Genomic DNA, 13,846 nt, shown 5'->3' with positions numbered 1-13,846 from the left:
CGGCTTCCGCCTCTAGGCTTCTGGGGTTCCCTGGTGGAACCGCAGCCGCCACCGGCCGCTGTCGAGGACCCACAGGGAGCTGCGAAGCGTCGGGCCGGAGCGGGAAAAGCTTCGGTACGTCAGCAGGACCGCGCTGGTGCCGATGCGGTCCGCACCCAGGATTTCAATGTCGGTCCGCTCGCCGGGGTCCTCCTCGAGGGCCATCATCATTGCGTCCCTGGTCCAGACCCGGCCCGAGCTGCCGATCTCCACGAAGTCCGGGTGAAGAAGGATGGCGGTCCGGCCAATGTCCCCGCGCACCAGCGGCCCCAATAGCTCGCGCTCGAGCTCCTCAACCAGCGCCTCGGGCGGGATGGAGCCTGCCTGCTGCGTCGCCTCGGCCACTTCAAGGGCTTCATCGTCCAGCTCGCTGAACAGGTCCAGTTCGTCGAAAGCCGAGACAGGCTCGGGGACCGTCCTGCGCTGGTTGGCGGCGGCTGCAGGAACACCACTGCCGGATGATGCCGGGCGTCCCGCTCCCCCGCCTGCCGCACCCGGAGGCGCTGATTCCCGGCGTTCTGCCTGCGTGTGTGCGGGGGCAGCAGCCGGAATGTCCAGGGTGGCCGGCGGGAGTCCCATGCCGGAAGGCGCCAATGCTTCCGGGGCACGTCCCCGGCCATCCTGGCCAAGTGAACGGTCGTGGTGCGCACCCGGGTGGTGTCCGCCCGGGAACCCGGGGCCGGACCGTGCTGCCACGCCCTGCTGGTAGGCCGTGGCCGCGGCCCTGGCCCGCTCGTCGGCGGCCTCATTGAGGTCGTGCCCGGCATGGCCCTTGACCCATTCGAACGTGTAGGTACGGCCTGCCAGTTCGCGGTCGAGTTCCTTCAGCAACTCCACGTTCAGGACAGGCTTTCCATCAGCCTTGCGCCAGCCCTTCCGCTTCCACCCCGGCATCCACTTGGTAATGGAGTTGATGACGTACTGGCTGTCACACAAAATGCGCAGGTCCTCCCCGGGGAGGTGTGCCGTGGCGCGCAAGAGGTCAAGGACAGCCATCAGCTCCCCCTGGTTATTGGTCCCGTGCGGCCAGCCGCCTGCCCGCCAGCAATCGTCATTCACATACCAGGCCCAGCCCGCCGGGCCTGGGTTTCCCAAGGCCGAACCGTCAGCCGCTGCAGTAATCGTCACCAATCCATCCTGCCAGAAGCAGCTGACAATGGGCGGCCGCGGACGTGCTGCAGCCCATCCTGCTGCGCCTGCCGACGGGTCGGGGGCGCTTCCTGTTTCTTCAGCCGTCACCGTCAGATTTTCGGAAAACGCTTACCGAAAACCTTGACGGGGATACCGGCACGCGAAAGAATCGCAGCACACCAACTCAGAAAACGGTTTCTCTAACTGTCATCCGTAGCCCCAAGGCTGCCGCAGCGCGACGAAGCCAACCGGAAGGAACATCAATGACGATTCCAGTAGTAAGCCGCCGGAGCTTTCAGCTTGGCGCTGCGGCCGTGGCTCTATCCATCCTGGCCACGGGCTGCGGTGCCGCCGGCGGGTCCGGCGGGTCCGGCGACAACGGTCAGGTGACCCTGCGGTTCACCTGGTGGGGCAACGAATACCTGAACGGACAGACAAACAAAGTCATCGCCGCGTTCGAAGCATCCCACCCAAACATCAAGATCAAGACCGAGCCGGGCGAATGGTCCAGCTACTGGGACAAACTGGCAACCAAGACCGCGGCCAACGATGCGCCCGATGTCATCCAGATGGACCAAAAGTACATTGCCGAATACGGCGGCCGCGGCGCGCTGCTGGACCTATCCAAGCAGAGCGGAATCGACACGTCGAAGTTGGACAAGGAGGCACTCGCATCAGGCCAGTACAGCGGCGCGCAGTACGGACTGAGCACCGGCCAGAACGCGTATGTCATCATGGCCAACACCAAGGTGTTTGAAGCGGCAGGCGTTCCCCTTCCCGACGACAAGACTTGGACATGGAAGGACTTCACGGACACGGCGGCAAAGATCAGCGCCGCCGGCGACGGCAAAAACTACGGAGCGGCGTACGGCAGCAACGAGGCCGACCTGATCATTTGGCTCCGCCAGCATGGCGAGAACCTGTACTCAGGGGACGGCAAGCTCGACTTCCAGACCGCCACGGCTGCCTCCTTCTGGGAGCGGCTCAAGGAGCAGCGCGATTCAAAGGCCAGCCCACCGGCCAACGTCGCGACGGAAGACGCAGGAGCGAGCCTTGAGCAAAGCCTCTTCGGCACCAACCGTGTGGGCATGGCATGGTGGTGGACCAACCAGCTGGGCTCGCTTGAAGCCACCACCGGAAGCAGCATCAAGATGCTGCGCGCCCCGAGCGTGGACGGCGCTTCGGCCAAGAACGGCATGTACTACAAACCCACTATGTTCTGGTCCGCTTCCTCCCGTTCCAAGCATCCCAAGGAGGCCGCAGAATTCATCAACTACCTCACCAACAGCCCGGAGGCCGGCACCATTCTCATGACGGACAGGGGCGTGCCCACCAACAGCGACATCGTCGCCGCCATCACGCCCTCGCTGAAGCCGGCTGACACCACGGTGGTCAACTTCCTTAAGGACATCGCCCCGGATATCAAGGATGCGCCGCCGGTACCGCCGGTGGGTGCGGGCAGCGTCCAGAACGTGATCAAGCGCTACACGGATGAAGTGCTGTATGACCGGCTCACCCCGCAGGCTGCCGCCGAGGCCTTCACGAAGGAAGTCCAGGGGATGCTGGATTCCGCCAGAAAGTAATCCGCAGCAAAAATGCGGCCCCCTCACCAGGAGGGAGCCGCATTTTTCTGTTGGCGGGAGGGTATCCCGGCCGGGAGGCTTAGAAGCCGCCCATGCCGCCCATGCCACCCATGTCGTCGCCGCCCGCAGGAGCAGCAGCCTTCTCCGGCTTGTCAGCAACCACTGCTTCGGTGGTGAGGAACAGGCCGGCGATGGAAGCCGCGTTCTGCAGGGCAGAGCGGGTCACCTTGACGGGATCGTTGACGCCGGCGGCCAGCAGGTCGGTGTACTCACCGGTTGCTGCGTTCAGGCCGTGGCCGGCGGGCAGGCCGCGGACCTTGTCGACAACAACGCCGGGCTCCATGCCGGCATTGAAGGCGATCTGCTTCAGCGGGGCGTCGATGGCAACGCGGACGATGTTGGCGCCCGTTGCTTCGTCGCCGGACAGCTGAAGGTTGGCGAACGCCTTGGCGCCGGCCTGGATCAGGGCCACGCCGCCACCGGCGACGATGCCTTCTTCAACTGCAGCCTTTGCGTTGCGCACTGCGTCTTCGATGCGGTGCTTGCGCTCCTTGAGCTCAACCTCGGTTGCGGCACCGGCCTTGATGACTGCAACGCCGCCGGCCAGCTTGGCCAGGCGCTCCTGCAGCTTCTCGCGGTCGTAGTCGGAGTCCGAGTTCTCGATCTCGGCGCGGATCTGGGAAACGCGGCCGGCGATCTGGTCGGCGTCGCCGGCACCTTCGACGATGGTGGTCTCGTCCTTGGTGACAACAACCTTGCGGGCCTGGCCCAGGAGCTCCAGGCCGGCGTTCTCCAGCTTGAGGCCAACCTCCTCGGAGATGACCTGGCCGCCGGTGAGGACGGCGATGTCGGCCAGCTGGGCCTTGCGGCGGTCACCGAAGCCCGGAGCCTTGACGGCAACGGACTTGAAGGTGCCACGGATCTTGTTGACGATCAGGGTGGCCAGGGCTTCGCCCTCGATGTCCTCGGCAATGATCAGCAGCGGCTTGTTGGACTGCATGACCTTTTCCAGGACAGCAACCAGTTCCTTGACGTTGGAGATCTTGGAGTTGACGATCAGGATGTACGGGTCCTCAAGGACCGTTTCCTGGCGCTCGGCATCGGTGACGAAGTAGGCGGAGATGTAGCCCTTGTCGAAGCGCATGCCTTCGGTGAGCTCGAGCTCCAGGCCGAAGGTGTTGGACTCCTCGACCGTGATGACCCCTTCCTTGCCCACCTTGTCCAGGGCTTCGGCGATGAGGGCACCGATCTCGTCGTCACCGGCGGAGATGGAGGCGGTGGCCGCGATCTCTTCCTTGGTTTCGATTTCCTTGGCGGAGTTCAGCAGTTCGGCGGTGACGGCGTCAACGGCCTTCTCGATGCCGCGCTTGAGGGACAGCGGGTCGGCGCCGGCGGCAACGTTGCGCAGGCCTTCCTTGACCAGTGCCTGTGCCAGAACCGTGGCGGTGGTGGTGCCGTCACCGGCAACATCGTCGGTCTTCTTGGCAACTTCCTTGACCAGCTCGGCGCCGATCTTCTCGTAGGGATCGTCCAGCTCGATCTCCTTGGCGATGGAAACACCATCGTTGGTGATCGTGGGGGCGCCCCACTTCTTTTCGAGGACGACGTTGCGTCCACGCGGGCCGAGGGTGACCTTAACGGCGTCGGCGAGGGTGTTCAGGCCACGCTCAAGGCCGCGGCGTGCCTCTTCATCAAATGCAATGATCTTGGCCATAACGGCAGTAGTCCTTTCGGGACAGTCGTTAAGAATGAACCTTCGCTGCAGTGCCCGCGACGGACGATCCTTTAACGGCGGCCTCTGTATGCCCCCGCGTGGGGATCTCACTGAAGTGAGGTGTTACTTTCGCTCCTCGACCGGTGCACGGCGCCGCCGGTGGGAACCAGGCTTTGCTTTAGCAGTCGGTACGTCAGAGTGCTAACTCAATAATTAGCACTCCCCACGTGAGAGTGCAAGCGATGAGACGCCGGACAAGGCGCTGGCCACGGCCGCTTCGCGCAGGGCGATCAGCCGGAGTGTCCGGCTGTTTCGTGCCCGGTGGGGCTGGGGTTGTTGTCCGCTCCGTAAGTGAAGACGGAGAAGGCGGCCGTGGTGATGTCCCCCCTGGCGTCGAAGGCAACCGGGCCGGATTCGCCGTCGTAGTTTATGTCCGGGCCCGCGGCGAGGCCGCCAAGGCACTCCTTGTAACTCAGGCAGGGGGCCTGCGGCGCGCCCGCCCCGGAGGCCGCCGTTCCGCCGGAGACGGGAATGAGGTTCGCGGCAATGGACCGGCCCGCGTCATCCTGCGCCCGTGCCGCTGCGAGGGCCGCCAGCGTCACGGCGTCATACGTTTCGGCAGCGTAGGAAACGTCCTTCAGGGAGGAATCCACCGCCAGCAGTTTGGCCTGGAAAGCCGCGGCGGGGAGCTGGCCGGGGACAACGGAGCGGGCGCCTTCGAGGGCCCGGGACGGCAACCCGGATCCATACCGGGCGAAGGCACCGTCGCTGAGGATGAGTTTCGAACCGCCGACGCCGGCATTGTGAAGTTCGGTCAATGCGGCCTGTGCGCCGTCGCGGGCCACCAGGACGACAGCGTCCGGCGCGGCTTTGGCGGCAGAACGTGCGGCCTCGGCGGCATCCCCCGGTTTGAAGCCCACCCCGGGCAGGACCTTGAGTCCGGACTGTTGGGCAGCTTCGGTGACGGCGGCTGACAGGTCCTTGCCGTAGGAACCCTGCTGGTACAGCACGCTGATGCTGGCGGCACCAGCGTCCTTGGCGAGTTTGGCCAGCACGGGACCTTGGGCGACGTCGGCCGCGGCCGTCCGGAAATAGTAGCCTCCGCTGGCGCTTGTGGAGAGGCCGGCAGCGGTGTTGGCAGGGGAGATGAGCGGCACGTGGGCGCGGGACAGGATGTCCACGGCGGCGGGTGCATGGCTGGAGTCTGTGGGTCCAATGGCTACGTCCGCCTTGGCAGCAGCCAGGTCCTTGGCCTGGGCTGCGGTGTCCTGGTCCGGGTGCACCGGCAGCAGCTCCACGGGCCGGCCCTTGTGTCCGCCTGCGGCGTTCATGTCCTGGATGGCTGCCTTGGCGGCGGCCAGCTGGGGCGCGTTGAGGAAGGCGTTATCGCCGGTGTTGTCAAGGATCAGGCCCACGCGGAGGACGCCGTCGCCCGAAGCCTCCGCGGGCTCTGTCCTGGCATTGCCGCCGGTGCCGGCGCAGGCCGTCATGGACAGGAGGCCCGCCAGGGACGCGGCAAGCGCTGGGCGGACCCGGACTGGGGAGCGGTGAGCCGGCATCATTGCGCGGGCCGGACGTTTTCTGCCTGCGGGCCCTTTTCGCCCTCCCCGAGGTCCAACTGCACCCGCTGGCCCTCGGCCAGGGTGCGGTAGCCCTCGCCCTGGACCGCAGACCAGTGGACAAAGACGTCGTCACCGGAGCCGTCAACGGTGATGAAGCCGTAGCCCTTCTCAGCGTTGAACCATTTCACGGTTCCCAGTGCCATGTGCGGCTACCGGTAGCCCGGGCCGAGCACCACCACAAGCGGTACCTGGAATTCGGTGCTGTTCACCACGGTGGGGATGTTCAACAGGCCGGCAAGCTCCTGGGCGCTGGCCAGTTGCTGCGGGCCGGCATAAAAGATCACGGAGGACTTTTGCGGGGCGCCGGACCAGTTGCCTACCTGGCCGAGCCGCCAGCCGTCAGCCTGGACCATTCCGCCCACGCGGCTGGCCAGCCCTGCCGTGCCGGCGGCGTTGTAAACGGCCACTGCCTGCGACTTGTCGACGACGGCCTGCTGGGTGGCGGAAGCAGTGGGCTCGGGCTCGCTGCTCCGGGTTGGTTGGGCCGAGGCGGACGGCGCCGGGACGGACGCCGGCGCAGACGAGGCCTGGGTGGGCGACGGGGTGGATCCGGTTCCGGCCAGCGGAGCTGATTCAACGGTTGCCGACGCCTGGCTGGCGGTGGTATTGAAGCCGAGCTTGGGAAGGATCAGGAAGGAGACCAGCCCAATGGCCAGGGCCGCAACGCCTACCGCAAGGATGGGCCACAGCCGCACGCGGGACGGGGCCGAGGCCGTCCGGTGGACACCTTGTCGCGACGCGGTCTCCGGGACCTTGTCGAATTCATCGCGGGCGTATCTGGTCATGGTGGAAGGACATCCTTGTTGATTGCGGCTGTTGTCCCGGCCTGGGGCGTCTAAGCGTCGGATCCCAGGCGCCGGGCGGTGCGTGCACGGTGGCGCGACGTACGTAGTCTACGCAATCTCTTCACCAGCATGGGATCGTGGGCCAGGGCGTCCTCGCGGTCGATCAGTGCGTTGAGGAGCTGGTAGTAATGCGTCGCGGAAAGATCGAACAGGTCGCGGATGGCCTGTTCCTTGGCCCCTGCATACTTCCACCACTGCCGTTCCAGGGCCAGCATCTGCTGTTCGCGCTCGGAAAGCGGGGACTCACGGAGGGTGAAATCCGCCAGGAGGGACTTCCCTGGATCCTGCTCCGGCAGGTGTTCCCGGGCCGGTTCCGCCACGGCGCTCTCCTTCGCTGGTTAGGGTCAATGTCTTACCCCTATGCTAGCGGCCGAATAACATGGGTGTCATTTGCGGTGCCTGCAACAATGGGACGATGTTTGAATCGGATGCGCTGTTCGAGCTGCAGCAGGAACCGGCGGACGCCATCAGCTTCAAGGAGTTGGCGGAGCTCCCGCTGGGGGAGCTCATGGCAGCCGACTGGGCCGCGGCCCTCCATGGCGTGGAAGGCCAACTCCGGAAGGTGCTTGCTTTCGTTGCTGCAGAGGAGGCCGCCGGGCACCAGATCCTCCCGCCGCCGTCGAACGTCCTGCGCGCCTTCCGCCAGCCCCTGGCGGAAGTGAAGGTGCTCATCGTCGGGCAGGACCCCTACCCCACGCCGGGACACGCCGTCGGGCTGTCGTTTTCCGTCGAGCCGCACGTCCGCCCCCTCCCCCGCAGTCTGGTGAACATCTACCGGGAGCTGGAATCGGACCTGGGCGTTCCGCCGCGCGTCCATGGCGACCTGTCTGCTTGGGCGGACCAGGGCGTGCTGCTCCTGAACCGGGTGCTCACGGTCCGGGCGGGGGCGGCGGGATCCCACCGCGGCAAAGGCTGGGAGGAAATTACGACGGCGGCAGTCACCGCGCTGGCGAACCGCAAAGCTGCGGACGGGTCCAGGATGCCGCTGGTGGCGGTGCTGTGGGGCAAGGAGGCCGGGGGCGTCCGGCCGCTCCTGGCCGGAGCGCCCGCTGTCAGCAGCGCACACCCCAGCCCATTGTCCGCCTCGCGCGGGTTCTTTGGCTCCCGGCCGTTCAGCCGCGTCAACGAACTGCTGCGGGAACAAGGTGCACTGGACGTAACCTGGGAACTCCCGCCGTCGCCCTAGCTTAGGCTTGCCTTATGAGCACTGTCCCCGCCGCTACCAGCGCCACCAAGAAGAGCCGCCCCCAGGTAAACCTCAGGGTGCTGCGCAAGGAGCAGCTGTCGCCGCACATGGTCCGGATCGTGGCCGGCGGCGAGGGTTTCAGCGACTTCACCAACAACGGGTTCGTGGACCGGTACGTGAAAATCGTCTTTCCGCAGCCGGGCGTCCAGTATCCGTCCCCCCTTGACCTCTGGGCCATCCGCGAAACCATGCCGCGCGAGCAGTGGCCCTTCACCCGCACCTACACCCTGCGCTGGGTAGATCCGGAGGCCCGGGAGCTTGCCATCGACTTCGTGGTCCACGGCGACGAGGGGCTGGCCGGACCGTGGGCGGCCAATGCCCAGGCGGGCGACCTGCTCACCTTCACCGGTCCCGGTGGCGCCTACAACCCCAACCCGGACGCTGACTGGTACCTGTTTGCCGGCGACGAAGCGGCCCTGCCCGCCATCGCTGCCTGCATCGAGTCCCTGCCGGCCGAGGCAACCGGGGTGGCCTTCCTGGAGGTCGGTTCCGAGGCCGACATCCAGCCCATCTCCGCCCCCGCGGGGTTGAACATCACGTGGCTCCCCCGCAACGGGGTACCGGCAGGTTCCAGCGACCTGCTGGTGAACGCCGTGGCAGACGCTGAATGGCCCGGCGGCACAGTGGACGTCTTTGCCCACGGCGAACGCGGGTACATGAAGGCCTTGCGCGAGGTGTTCTTCAAGCAGCGCGGCCTGGAGCGCCGGCAGGTGTCCCTTTCCGGGTACTGGGCGCAGGGCCGGGTGGAGGACGTGTTCCAGGCCGAGAAGAAACTGCCGGTCGGCCAGATCTAGGCTCCGCCTGCTACGGCGCGGCCGGCCTAGCGGCGTCGGGCCCTGCGCCGCTCGTTACTGGCCAGGCTGCGGGTGAGTGGACGGGCCAGGACGTCGCCCAGGACGATGCCGCCTGCCGTGCCCAGCACAATGGCCCCGGCACTGAGCATCCCTCCGGCACCGGCCAGGATCTCGGCTTCTTCAACGGTGAGCACGTACATGGAGCGGAAGATCGTGAGGCCCGGCAACAGGATCAGCGCCGCAGGTACAGCGACCACAAGCTGCGGCGCACCCATCCGCAGGGCCACCACCCTTGCCAGGAGACCAATGACGACGGCGGAAATCGCCGGTGAGAACCGGTCGCCGATCCCCAGCAAACCGCAACCGAGCAGCACCAGGTAGCCAGCCACGCCAACGGCCGCCGTGGGCAGCAGCAGCTTCCACGTGGTCTGTTCGGTGATGCCGATGGCCATCACCGCCGCGGCCACGAAGACGACGAGGACCCAGAGATCATAGGCAGGCGGGAACGTCTGCGTGACGTCAATGCGTTGCAGCCCCGTCAGCTCCCCCACCACGAAGGCAACGGCGATTCCTGCCACGATGGCGCCGAAGGTCAGCAGCGTGGACAGGAACCGTCCCGCCGCCGTCACGGGGAAGCCGTTGATGGCGTCCTGCACGGAGGACACCAGGCGCCCGGTGGGCAGGAGCAGGAGGATGCCGCCCACCACCACGATGGACGGCGAGGCGGTCAATCCGAACTGCCACAGCAGCAGGGCCAGGATGGTGACCACGAACGAGCAACTGGCGGTGATGAAGAAGTCCGGGACCCGCCACCGGCCCAACTGCCTGGCCAGGAGACTGATGCCGATGTTGGCCACGAACGCGATGATCGAGGACACCGGACCGCCGCCCAGCACCCCCACGAACACGGCAGCGAAAACACCGAACGCGGCGGTGACCATCCAGCGCGGGTACGGCTTCGGGCTGGTGATGGCCTCATTGAGCCTGCGGATCGCTTCGTCGCGGCCCACGCCGCCGGCCACGATGTCCGTGACCAGCTGGTGCACCTTGGCCAGTCCGGCATAGTTGTTGGTCCAGGAGCGCACCACTCGCAGCAACGCGATCGGGGTCTGGTCCTTGGGCGCGTAGTTGATGCCGACGGACTGGTTGGTGATGTCCACCTCGATGTTCTTCAGCCCCAAGGCGGCAGTGACGGCAATGATGCTGGTTTCCACTTCCAGGGCACCTGCGCCGTAGCGGAACATGGTCTCGGCCAGGTGCAGCGCAAAGTCGAGGGTTTTGCGCGCGGACTGATCCACGCCGCCCACCTGGATGGTGGGGTTGGCATAGGGGCTGCCGGCCAGGCGGTCCACGATACTCAGCGGGGCCGTGGGCGGATTCTCGCCCTGCACCAGGCGGCGGATCATCCGCCGGGCCGCGGCATCCTGACGGAGCTGCGCAGGAGTCAGCGGTTGGGTTTTGGGCAGGCCGTCAGTCTTGGGCCGGTACCCTGGCTGTTCGGGCCGGTCGTTCATGCCCGCTTCCTCCCTGTGCGCACCGGGTAGTGGTGCGCTGTTCGCTCGGTGATGCGCTGGTCGATAGTGCGCGGTTGGTAATGGTCAGGCTGCGCGCTTCAGCGGTAGCTTGCCCAGCACGGTCCGGGCTGCTGCCACGGCGGAGCGGGCCAACCGGTTGGCGTGGAAGACCGCGGGCCGCACCGGCAGGACGAAGTCGCCCACCAGCTGGACCACTTCCCCGCCGAAGCCCTTCTTGAATTCGTAGCCGCCGTGGCCTTCCTCGTCCTGCGCGGAAATGCCGAAGGTGCCGTAGAAGTTGTAGCGCGGGTACCCCTTCTCCAGCGCGTGCAGCATCATGCCCCAGTAGAGGGAGGTTGCGCCGTTGAAGTAGATGTAGTCCTGGACGGTGCCGCCGATGACGCACACCACCTCGTCGCCGTAGCAGACAAAGTGGATGGCGGCCACGGTGGCGGTCCCCACGGAATCGGGGAACCGCTCGATGTCCTTCAGGCTCCGCTCGTAGCTGTCCACCAGGTCCTGGACCACTTTGAGCCGGTTGGCTTTTTTCTTGCTGCCGGTTTCCTCCACCTCGCGGCGGAGGTCCGCTGCGGTGGCCGATTCCTCGGCCAGGCGTTCGGTGATGGATTTGCGGTACGCCGGGATGTCGATCTTGGCCATCATCAGCTTGGTGAACTCGGGTGACGTGGTGCGGAGCAAGTGCTCGTAGTAGGCGCGTTCGCGGTAGACAAAGCCCTTTTCGTCACCGGCGCGGCTCAGGGCGCCGTAGAAGTCGTCCAGGGTTTCCAGCGTGGCCTGCTCCAGGAAGACGCCGTTCTTTTCGGCTTTCCGGATGGCCTTCCGGGTCCGATAGCTGGTGCCCATGATCAGTTCCTCGGCGTCCTGGATGCCCACGAGGTTCTTGATGAACATCCAGTTGACGTTGACGAAGTTCATGTCCAGGCCCTGGTGCTGGAACCCAATCCGCTCCAGCTCGGCCACCAGCGGGCGGTTGTCCTCAATGTCCGGGTGCTCGGCGCCGTCGGCGTCCCGGGCGATGTACCTGATGTTGGGCGAGATCCGCAGTTCGGCAGCTTTGCGCCCTGCCGCGTGCTTGCGGAGAAGTTCGACGACGGCACCCACCAGGTCCCGGTCCGTGTAGTCCATGAGCGGGCCCTTTGCGCATTCGCAGACGGTGTAGCCCAGGCGGGTGGTGGAGTAGTTCAACTTTCCGGCGGCGACGAGTTCACCGTCGCGGCGGACCCCGAAGAGCTCCACCTGCTGGCCGCGGGCACGCTGGAAGCGGGCAAAGTCGATGGACTGCAGGAAGCTGTTCTGCGGATGCTTCAGGGCGAAGGCCTCGAAGTCGGCGTCGCTGAGGTTGGCGTATTCAAGCCCGGTAGCGGCGGAAACTGTATTCAAGGGGTGACCTTCTTCTCGACTCTTCGCGGCCTTTGTGGGCACGCACTGTATGGAGGGTTTTAGGCGGAGGATGTTCAGGCGGACGTGTTCGCGGCAGGGCCGTCTTTCCCGGCAGTGCTGCGCTGGATTTACAGCCCTGACGGCCGCAGCTCAGTAGAACTGTTGGCCGGTGCGTGCGGTTTCGATCCGGCGGAACACCTTTTCCCCACCGCTGACCCAGAGCCGGTGCCGGAGCGGGGACAGCACATAGTCATGGCAGCCTACAAAGTCGGTGACCGTCTTGGTGAAACTGGTCTTGAACATCCCCATGCCGTAGAGGTTGTGGGTCTTGTCCTTGATGCGTGCTGCCGGCGGAGTCCCGCAAAAGTCGTATTCCGTGCAGCCGAGTTCCTGCATCCGCTTAATGGCAGTCCACTGCACCAGGTGCGAATCCCCGTACTGCTTACGGTTCTGGGTGGAACCACCGTCCTTGTACGTGGCCTTGGCACCGTAGTTGATGACGAAGGCGCCGACGCTGGGCTTCCCGTCCTCATACGTGAAGAAGAAGTTGCCCTGGCCGCGGTTGCAGAACTCGTCCCAGAACTGTGCGTAGTAGTCATAGCTGCGGAGGGGCATGGAGCCCTTGGCGTTGACGGTGTTGGCCATCAGGTCATACAGCGCCCGGTAGGTTTCGGGTCCCTGCTCCTGTCGGACCACCTGGCAGCCCTCCTTCTCAGCGCGCCGGACTGCATTCCTGGCGCGGGAGGAGATGGCTTTGAACACTTCCTCCCCGGTGCCGGAGATGTCCAGCAGGGCGGTGGAGTCGTTGGACTGGATGTTGGGGGCCTTGACCAGCTTAGCCGCCTGCAGCTCCCGCTGCGCGTCCCCGGAATCGATGATGTCTGGCTCCACCTTGATGGTGAAGACGTTCAGTTTGCTGCTGCGGACGAAGGCCGCGCACGCTTCGAGGGCGGGCCACAGGTCCGCCGCGTCGGCCAGGTCAGGACCCTTGATGAGGTACCAAAGCCGTCCCAGGACAGGGAAGCGCTTTTCCAGCACCAGGTTGTAGCTGGGGTTTCCGCCGCCTTCCAATACCAGGAACCGGACTTTCCAGCCACTGCCGTTCTTGACTGATGCATAGGCGGCCGACTGCAGCATGTTGCCGCCGTTCGGGTTGGCCGTGACGTGCTTGTCCCAGTTCTCAATTTCCTCGGCTGTGGCAAAACGTGCGGTGAATTCTCGCAAGGGGGCCGTGTCCAATCGGGTTTGTGCGCGGTTTCGGTACTTCTGGATGCGTGCGGACATGCAGCCTCAAGTCTAAAGCCTGATGCGCTCCCGGCCTTTCCCCGACCCGGCCGGCATGGCCCGTTTCACGCTGCCTGACGCCGTCTTGACGGGGCTTGGGGCGTTCAACAAGGGTGGGGGTATGAGGCCGGATGGGGAAGAAACAGCCGCTCCTGCGGGCACCGGCAGGCAGCAGTACAGCGCCGGGGTTCAGGCCGCTGCGCTTATCGGGTTCCTGGTGGCGTCCCTGGTGGTGGCGGCGTTGGGCGGGCTGGCGTCGGCGGCCAATGTCACCGGCTGGTATGCCACGGCGGACAAGGCTCCTTGGTCCCCGCCCAACGGCGTGTTCGGTCCGGTCTGGAGTGTCCTCTACACGGCGATGGCTGTGGCTGCGTGGCTGGTTTGGCGGAAACGGACCAGCCGGACCCGGCCGGCCATGGCGGTCTATGCCCTCCAGTTGGTCCTGAACCTCGCCTGGACCCCTGCATTTTTTGCCCTGTACCCCGCCCTCGGCACGGCAGCCCTGTGGCTGGGGCTGGCGATCATCCTTGCCCTGATCACCGCCGTCACCGTCACGGTTTTGTATTTCGGTCCCATCAGCCGGACCGCCGGGCTGCTCCTGCTCCCCTACATCTCATGGCTGGTGTTCGCCGCCAGCCTGAACTGGTGGGCGGCAGCGCACAACTAGGAGCTG

The 13,846-nt window shown here is 65.7% G+C and carries 13 protein-coding genes; 4 read left to right on the top strand and 9 right to left on the bottom strand.

Features of this window, described 5'->3' with window-relative positions; genetic code table 11:
* Nucleotides 1-12 precede the first annotated feature (12 nt).
* Nucleotides 13-1,167, bottom strand: coding sequence for an RNase H family protein (locus tag ACIGJD_RS03845; protein ID WP_483688369.1), 1,155 nt, complete (start codon nucleotides 1,165-1,167; stop codon nucleotides 13-15).
* 266 nt (nucleotides 1,168-1,433) lie between these two features.
* Here ACIGJD_RS03845 and ACIGJD_RS03840 point away from each other — a divergent pair, with 266 nt between their 5' ends.
* Nucleotides 1,434-2,753 (top strand): ABC transporter substrate-binding protein, encoded by a 1,320-nt coding sequence (locus ACIGJD_RS03840; protein WP_483688368.1) that lies wholly within the window; start codon nucleotides 1,434-1,436, stop codon nucleotides 2,751-2,753.
* A gap of 79 nt (nucleotides 2,754-2,832) precedes the next feature.
* Here the strand turns inward: ACIGJD_RS03840 and groL are convergent, their stop codons facing one another.
* The 5 genes from groL to ACIGJD_RS03815 form a co-directional block, all read right to left on the bottom strand.
* Nucleotides 2,833-4,467, bottom strand: coding sequence for a chaperonin GroEL (gene groL, locus ACIGJD_RS03835; protein ID WP_142131065.1), 1,635 nt, complete (start codon nucleotides 4,465-4,467; stop codon nucleotides 2,833-2,835).
* Nucleotides 4,468-4,757: 290 nt separating this feature from the next.
* Nucleotides 4,758-6,026, bottom strand: coding sequence for an ABC transporter substrate-binding protein (locus ACIGJD_RS03830; protein WP_483689421.1), 1,269 nt, complete (start codon nucleotides 6,024-6,026; stop codon nucleotides 4,758-4,760).
* A complete protein-coding gene (locus ACIGJD_RS03825; RefSeq protein ID WP_483688367.1) occupies nucleotides 6,026-6,232 on the bottom strand; it encodes a cold-shock protein in 207 nt (68 codons plus the stop codon). The genes ACIGJD_RS03830 and ACIGJD_RS03825 overlap by 1 nt, the downstream gene beginning before the upstream one ends.
* A gap of 6 nt (nucleotides 6,233-6,238) precedes the next feature.
* Nucleotides 6,239-6,874: a LytR C-terminal domain-containing protein gene (locus ACIGJD_RS03820; protein WP_483688366.1), complete on the bottom strand. Its 636-nt coding sequence runs from the start codon at nucleotides 6,872-6,874 to the stop codon at nucleotides 6,239-6,241.
* Nucleotides 6,875-6,924: 50 nt separating this feature from the next.
* On the bottom strand, nucleotides 6,925-7,254 hold the full coding sequence (locus ACIGJD_RS03815) for a DUF3263 domain-containing protein (protein ID WP_483688365.1): 330 nt from the start codon (nucleotides 7,252-7,254) through the stop codon (nucleotides 6,925-6,927).
* A gap of 95 nt (nucleotides 7,255-7,349) precedes the next feature.
* Here ACIGJD_RS03815 and ACIGJD_RS03810 point away from each other — a divergent pair, with 95 nt between their 5' ends.
* Both ACIGJD_RS03810 and ACIGJD_RS03805 read left to right on the top strand, forming a co-directional pair.
* Nucleotides 7,350-8,120: a uracil-DNA glycosylase gene (locus ACIGJD_RS03810; protein ID WP_483688364.1), complete on the top strand. Its 771-nt coding sequence runs from the start codon at nucleotides 7,350-7,352 to the stop codon at nucleotides 8,118-8,120.
* Nucleotides 8,121-8,134: 14 nt separating this feature from the next.
* Nucleotides 8,135-8,974, top strand: a complete 840-nt coding sequence (locus tag ACIGJD_RS03805) for a siderophore-interacting protein (protein ID WP_483688363.1) — start codon at nucleotides 8,135-8,137, stop codon at nucleotides 8,972-8,974.
* Nucleotides 8,975-9,000: 26 nt separating this feature from the next.
* Here ACIGJD_RS03805 and ACIGJD_RS03800 read toward each other — a convergent pair whose 3' ends face one another.
* The 3 genes from ACIGJD_RS03800 to ACIGJD_RS03790 form a co-directional block, all read right to left on the bottom strand.
* Nucleotides 9,001-10,488: a threonine/serine exporter family protein gene (locus tag ACIGJD_RS03800; RefSeq protein WP_483688362.1), complete on the bottom strand. Its 1,488-nt coding sequence runs from the start codon at nucleotides 10,486-10,488 to the stop codon at nucleotides 9,001-9,003.
* An 84-nt stretch (nucleotides 10,489-10,572) separates the two neighbouring features.
* Nucleotides 10,573-11,889 carry a peptidoglycan bridge formation glycyltransferase FemA/FemB family protein gene (locus tag ACIGJD_RS03795; RefSeq protein ID WP_483688361.1) on the bottom strand — a complete coding sequence of 439 codons (1,317 nt, stop codon included), beginning with the start codon at nucleotides 11,887-11,889 and terminating at the stop codon, nucleotides 10,573-10,575.
* A gap of 150 nt (nucleotides 11,890-12,039) precedes the next feature.
* Entirely contained in the window at nucleotides 12,040-13,173 is a 1,134-nt protein-coding gene (locus ACIGJD_RS03790) for a lipid II:glycine glycyltransferase FemX (protein ID WP_483688360.1), read from the bottom strand.
* A gap of 121 nt (nucleotides 13,174-13,294) precedes the next feature.
* Here ACIGJD_RS03790 and ACIGJD_RS03785 point away from each other — a divergent pair, with 121 nt between their 5' ends.
* Nucleotides 13,295-13,840 carry a TspO/MBR family protein gene (locus ACIGJD_RS03785; protein WP_483688359.1) on the top strand — a complete coding sequence of 182 codons (546 nt, stop codon included), beginning with the start codon at nucleotides 13,295-13,297 and terminating at the stop codon, nucleotides 13,838-13,840.
* Nucleotides 13,841-13,846 lie beyond the last annotated feature (6 nt).

This window comes from Arthrobacter sp. E1SS-5, from assembly GCF_057073715.1.
This window is presented reverse-complemented; position numbering and strand designations above follow the sequence as displayed.

Coding starts and splice junctions, on each gene's coding strand:
- ACIGJD_RS03820 (WP_483688366.1), bottom strand. CDS start 6,874: ATGACCAGATACGCCCGCGATGAATTCGACAAGGTCCCGGAGACCGCG.
- ACIGJD_RS03810 (WP_483688364.1), top strand. CDS start 7,350: ATGTTTGAATCGGATGCGCTGTTCGAGCTGCAGCAGGAACCGGCGGAC.
- ACIGJD_RS03790 (WP_483688360.1), bottom strand. CDS start 13,173: ATGTCCGCACGCATCCAGAAGTACCGAAACCGCGCACAAACCCGATTG.
- ACIGJD_RS03825 (WP_483688367.1), bottom strand. CDS start 6,232: ATGGCACTGGGAACCGTGAAATGGTTCAACGCTGAGAAGGGCTACGGC.
- ACIGJD_RS03830 (WP_483689421.1), bottom strand. CDS start 6,026: ATGCCGGCTCACCGCTCCCCAGTCCGGGTCCGCCCAGCGCTTGCCGCG.
- ACIGJD_RS03785 (WP_483688359.1), top strand. CDS start 13,295: ATGAGGCCGGATGGGGAAGAAACAGCCGCTCCTGCGGGCACCGGCAGG.
- ACIGJD_RS03805 (WP_483688363.1), top strand. CDS start 8,135: ATGAGCACTGTCCCCGCCGCTACCAGCGCCACCAAGAAGAGCCGCCCC.
- groL (WP_142131065.1), bottom strand. CDS start 4,467: ATGGCCAAGATCATTGCATTTGATGAAGAGGCACGCCGCGGCCTTGAG.
- ACIGJD_RS03800 (WP_483688362.1), bottom strand. CDS start 10,488: ATGAACGACCGGCCCGAACAGCCAGGGTACCGGCCCAAGACTGACGGC.
- ACIGJD_RS03840 (WP_483688368.1), top strand. CDS start 1,434: ATGACGATTCCAGTAGTAAGCCGCCGGAGCTTTCAGCTTGGCGCTGCG.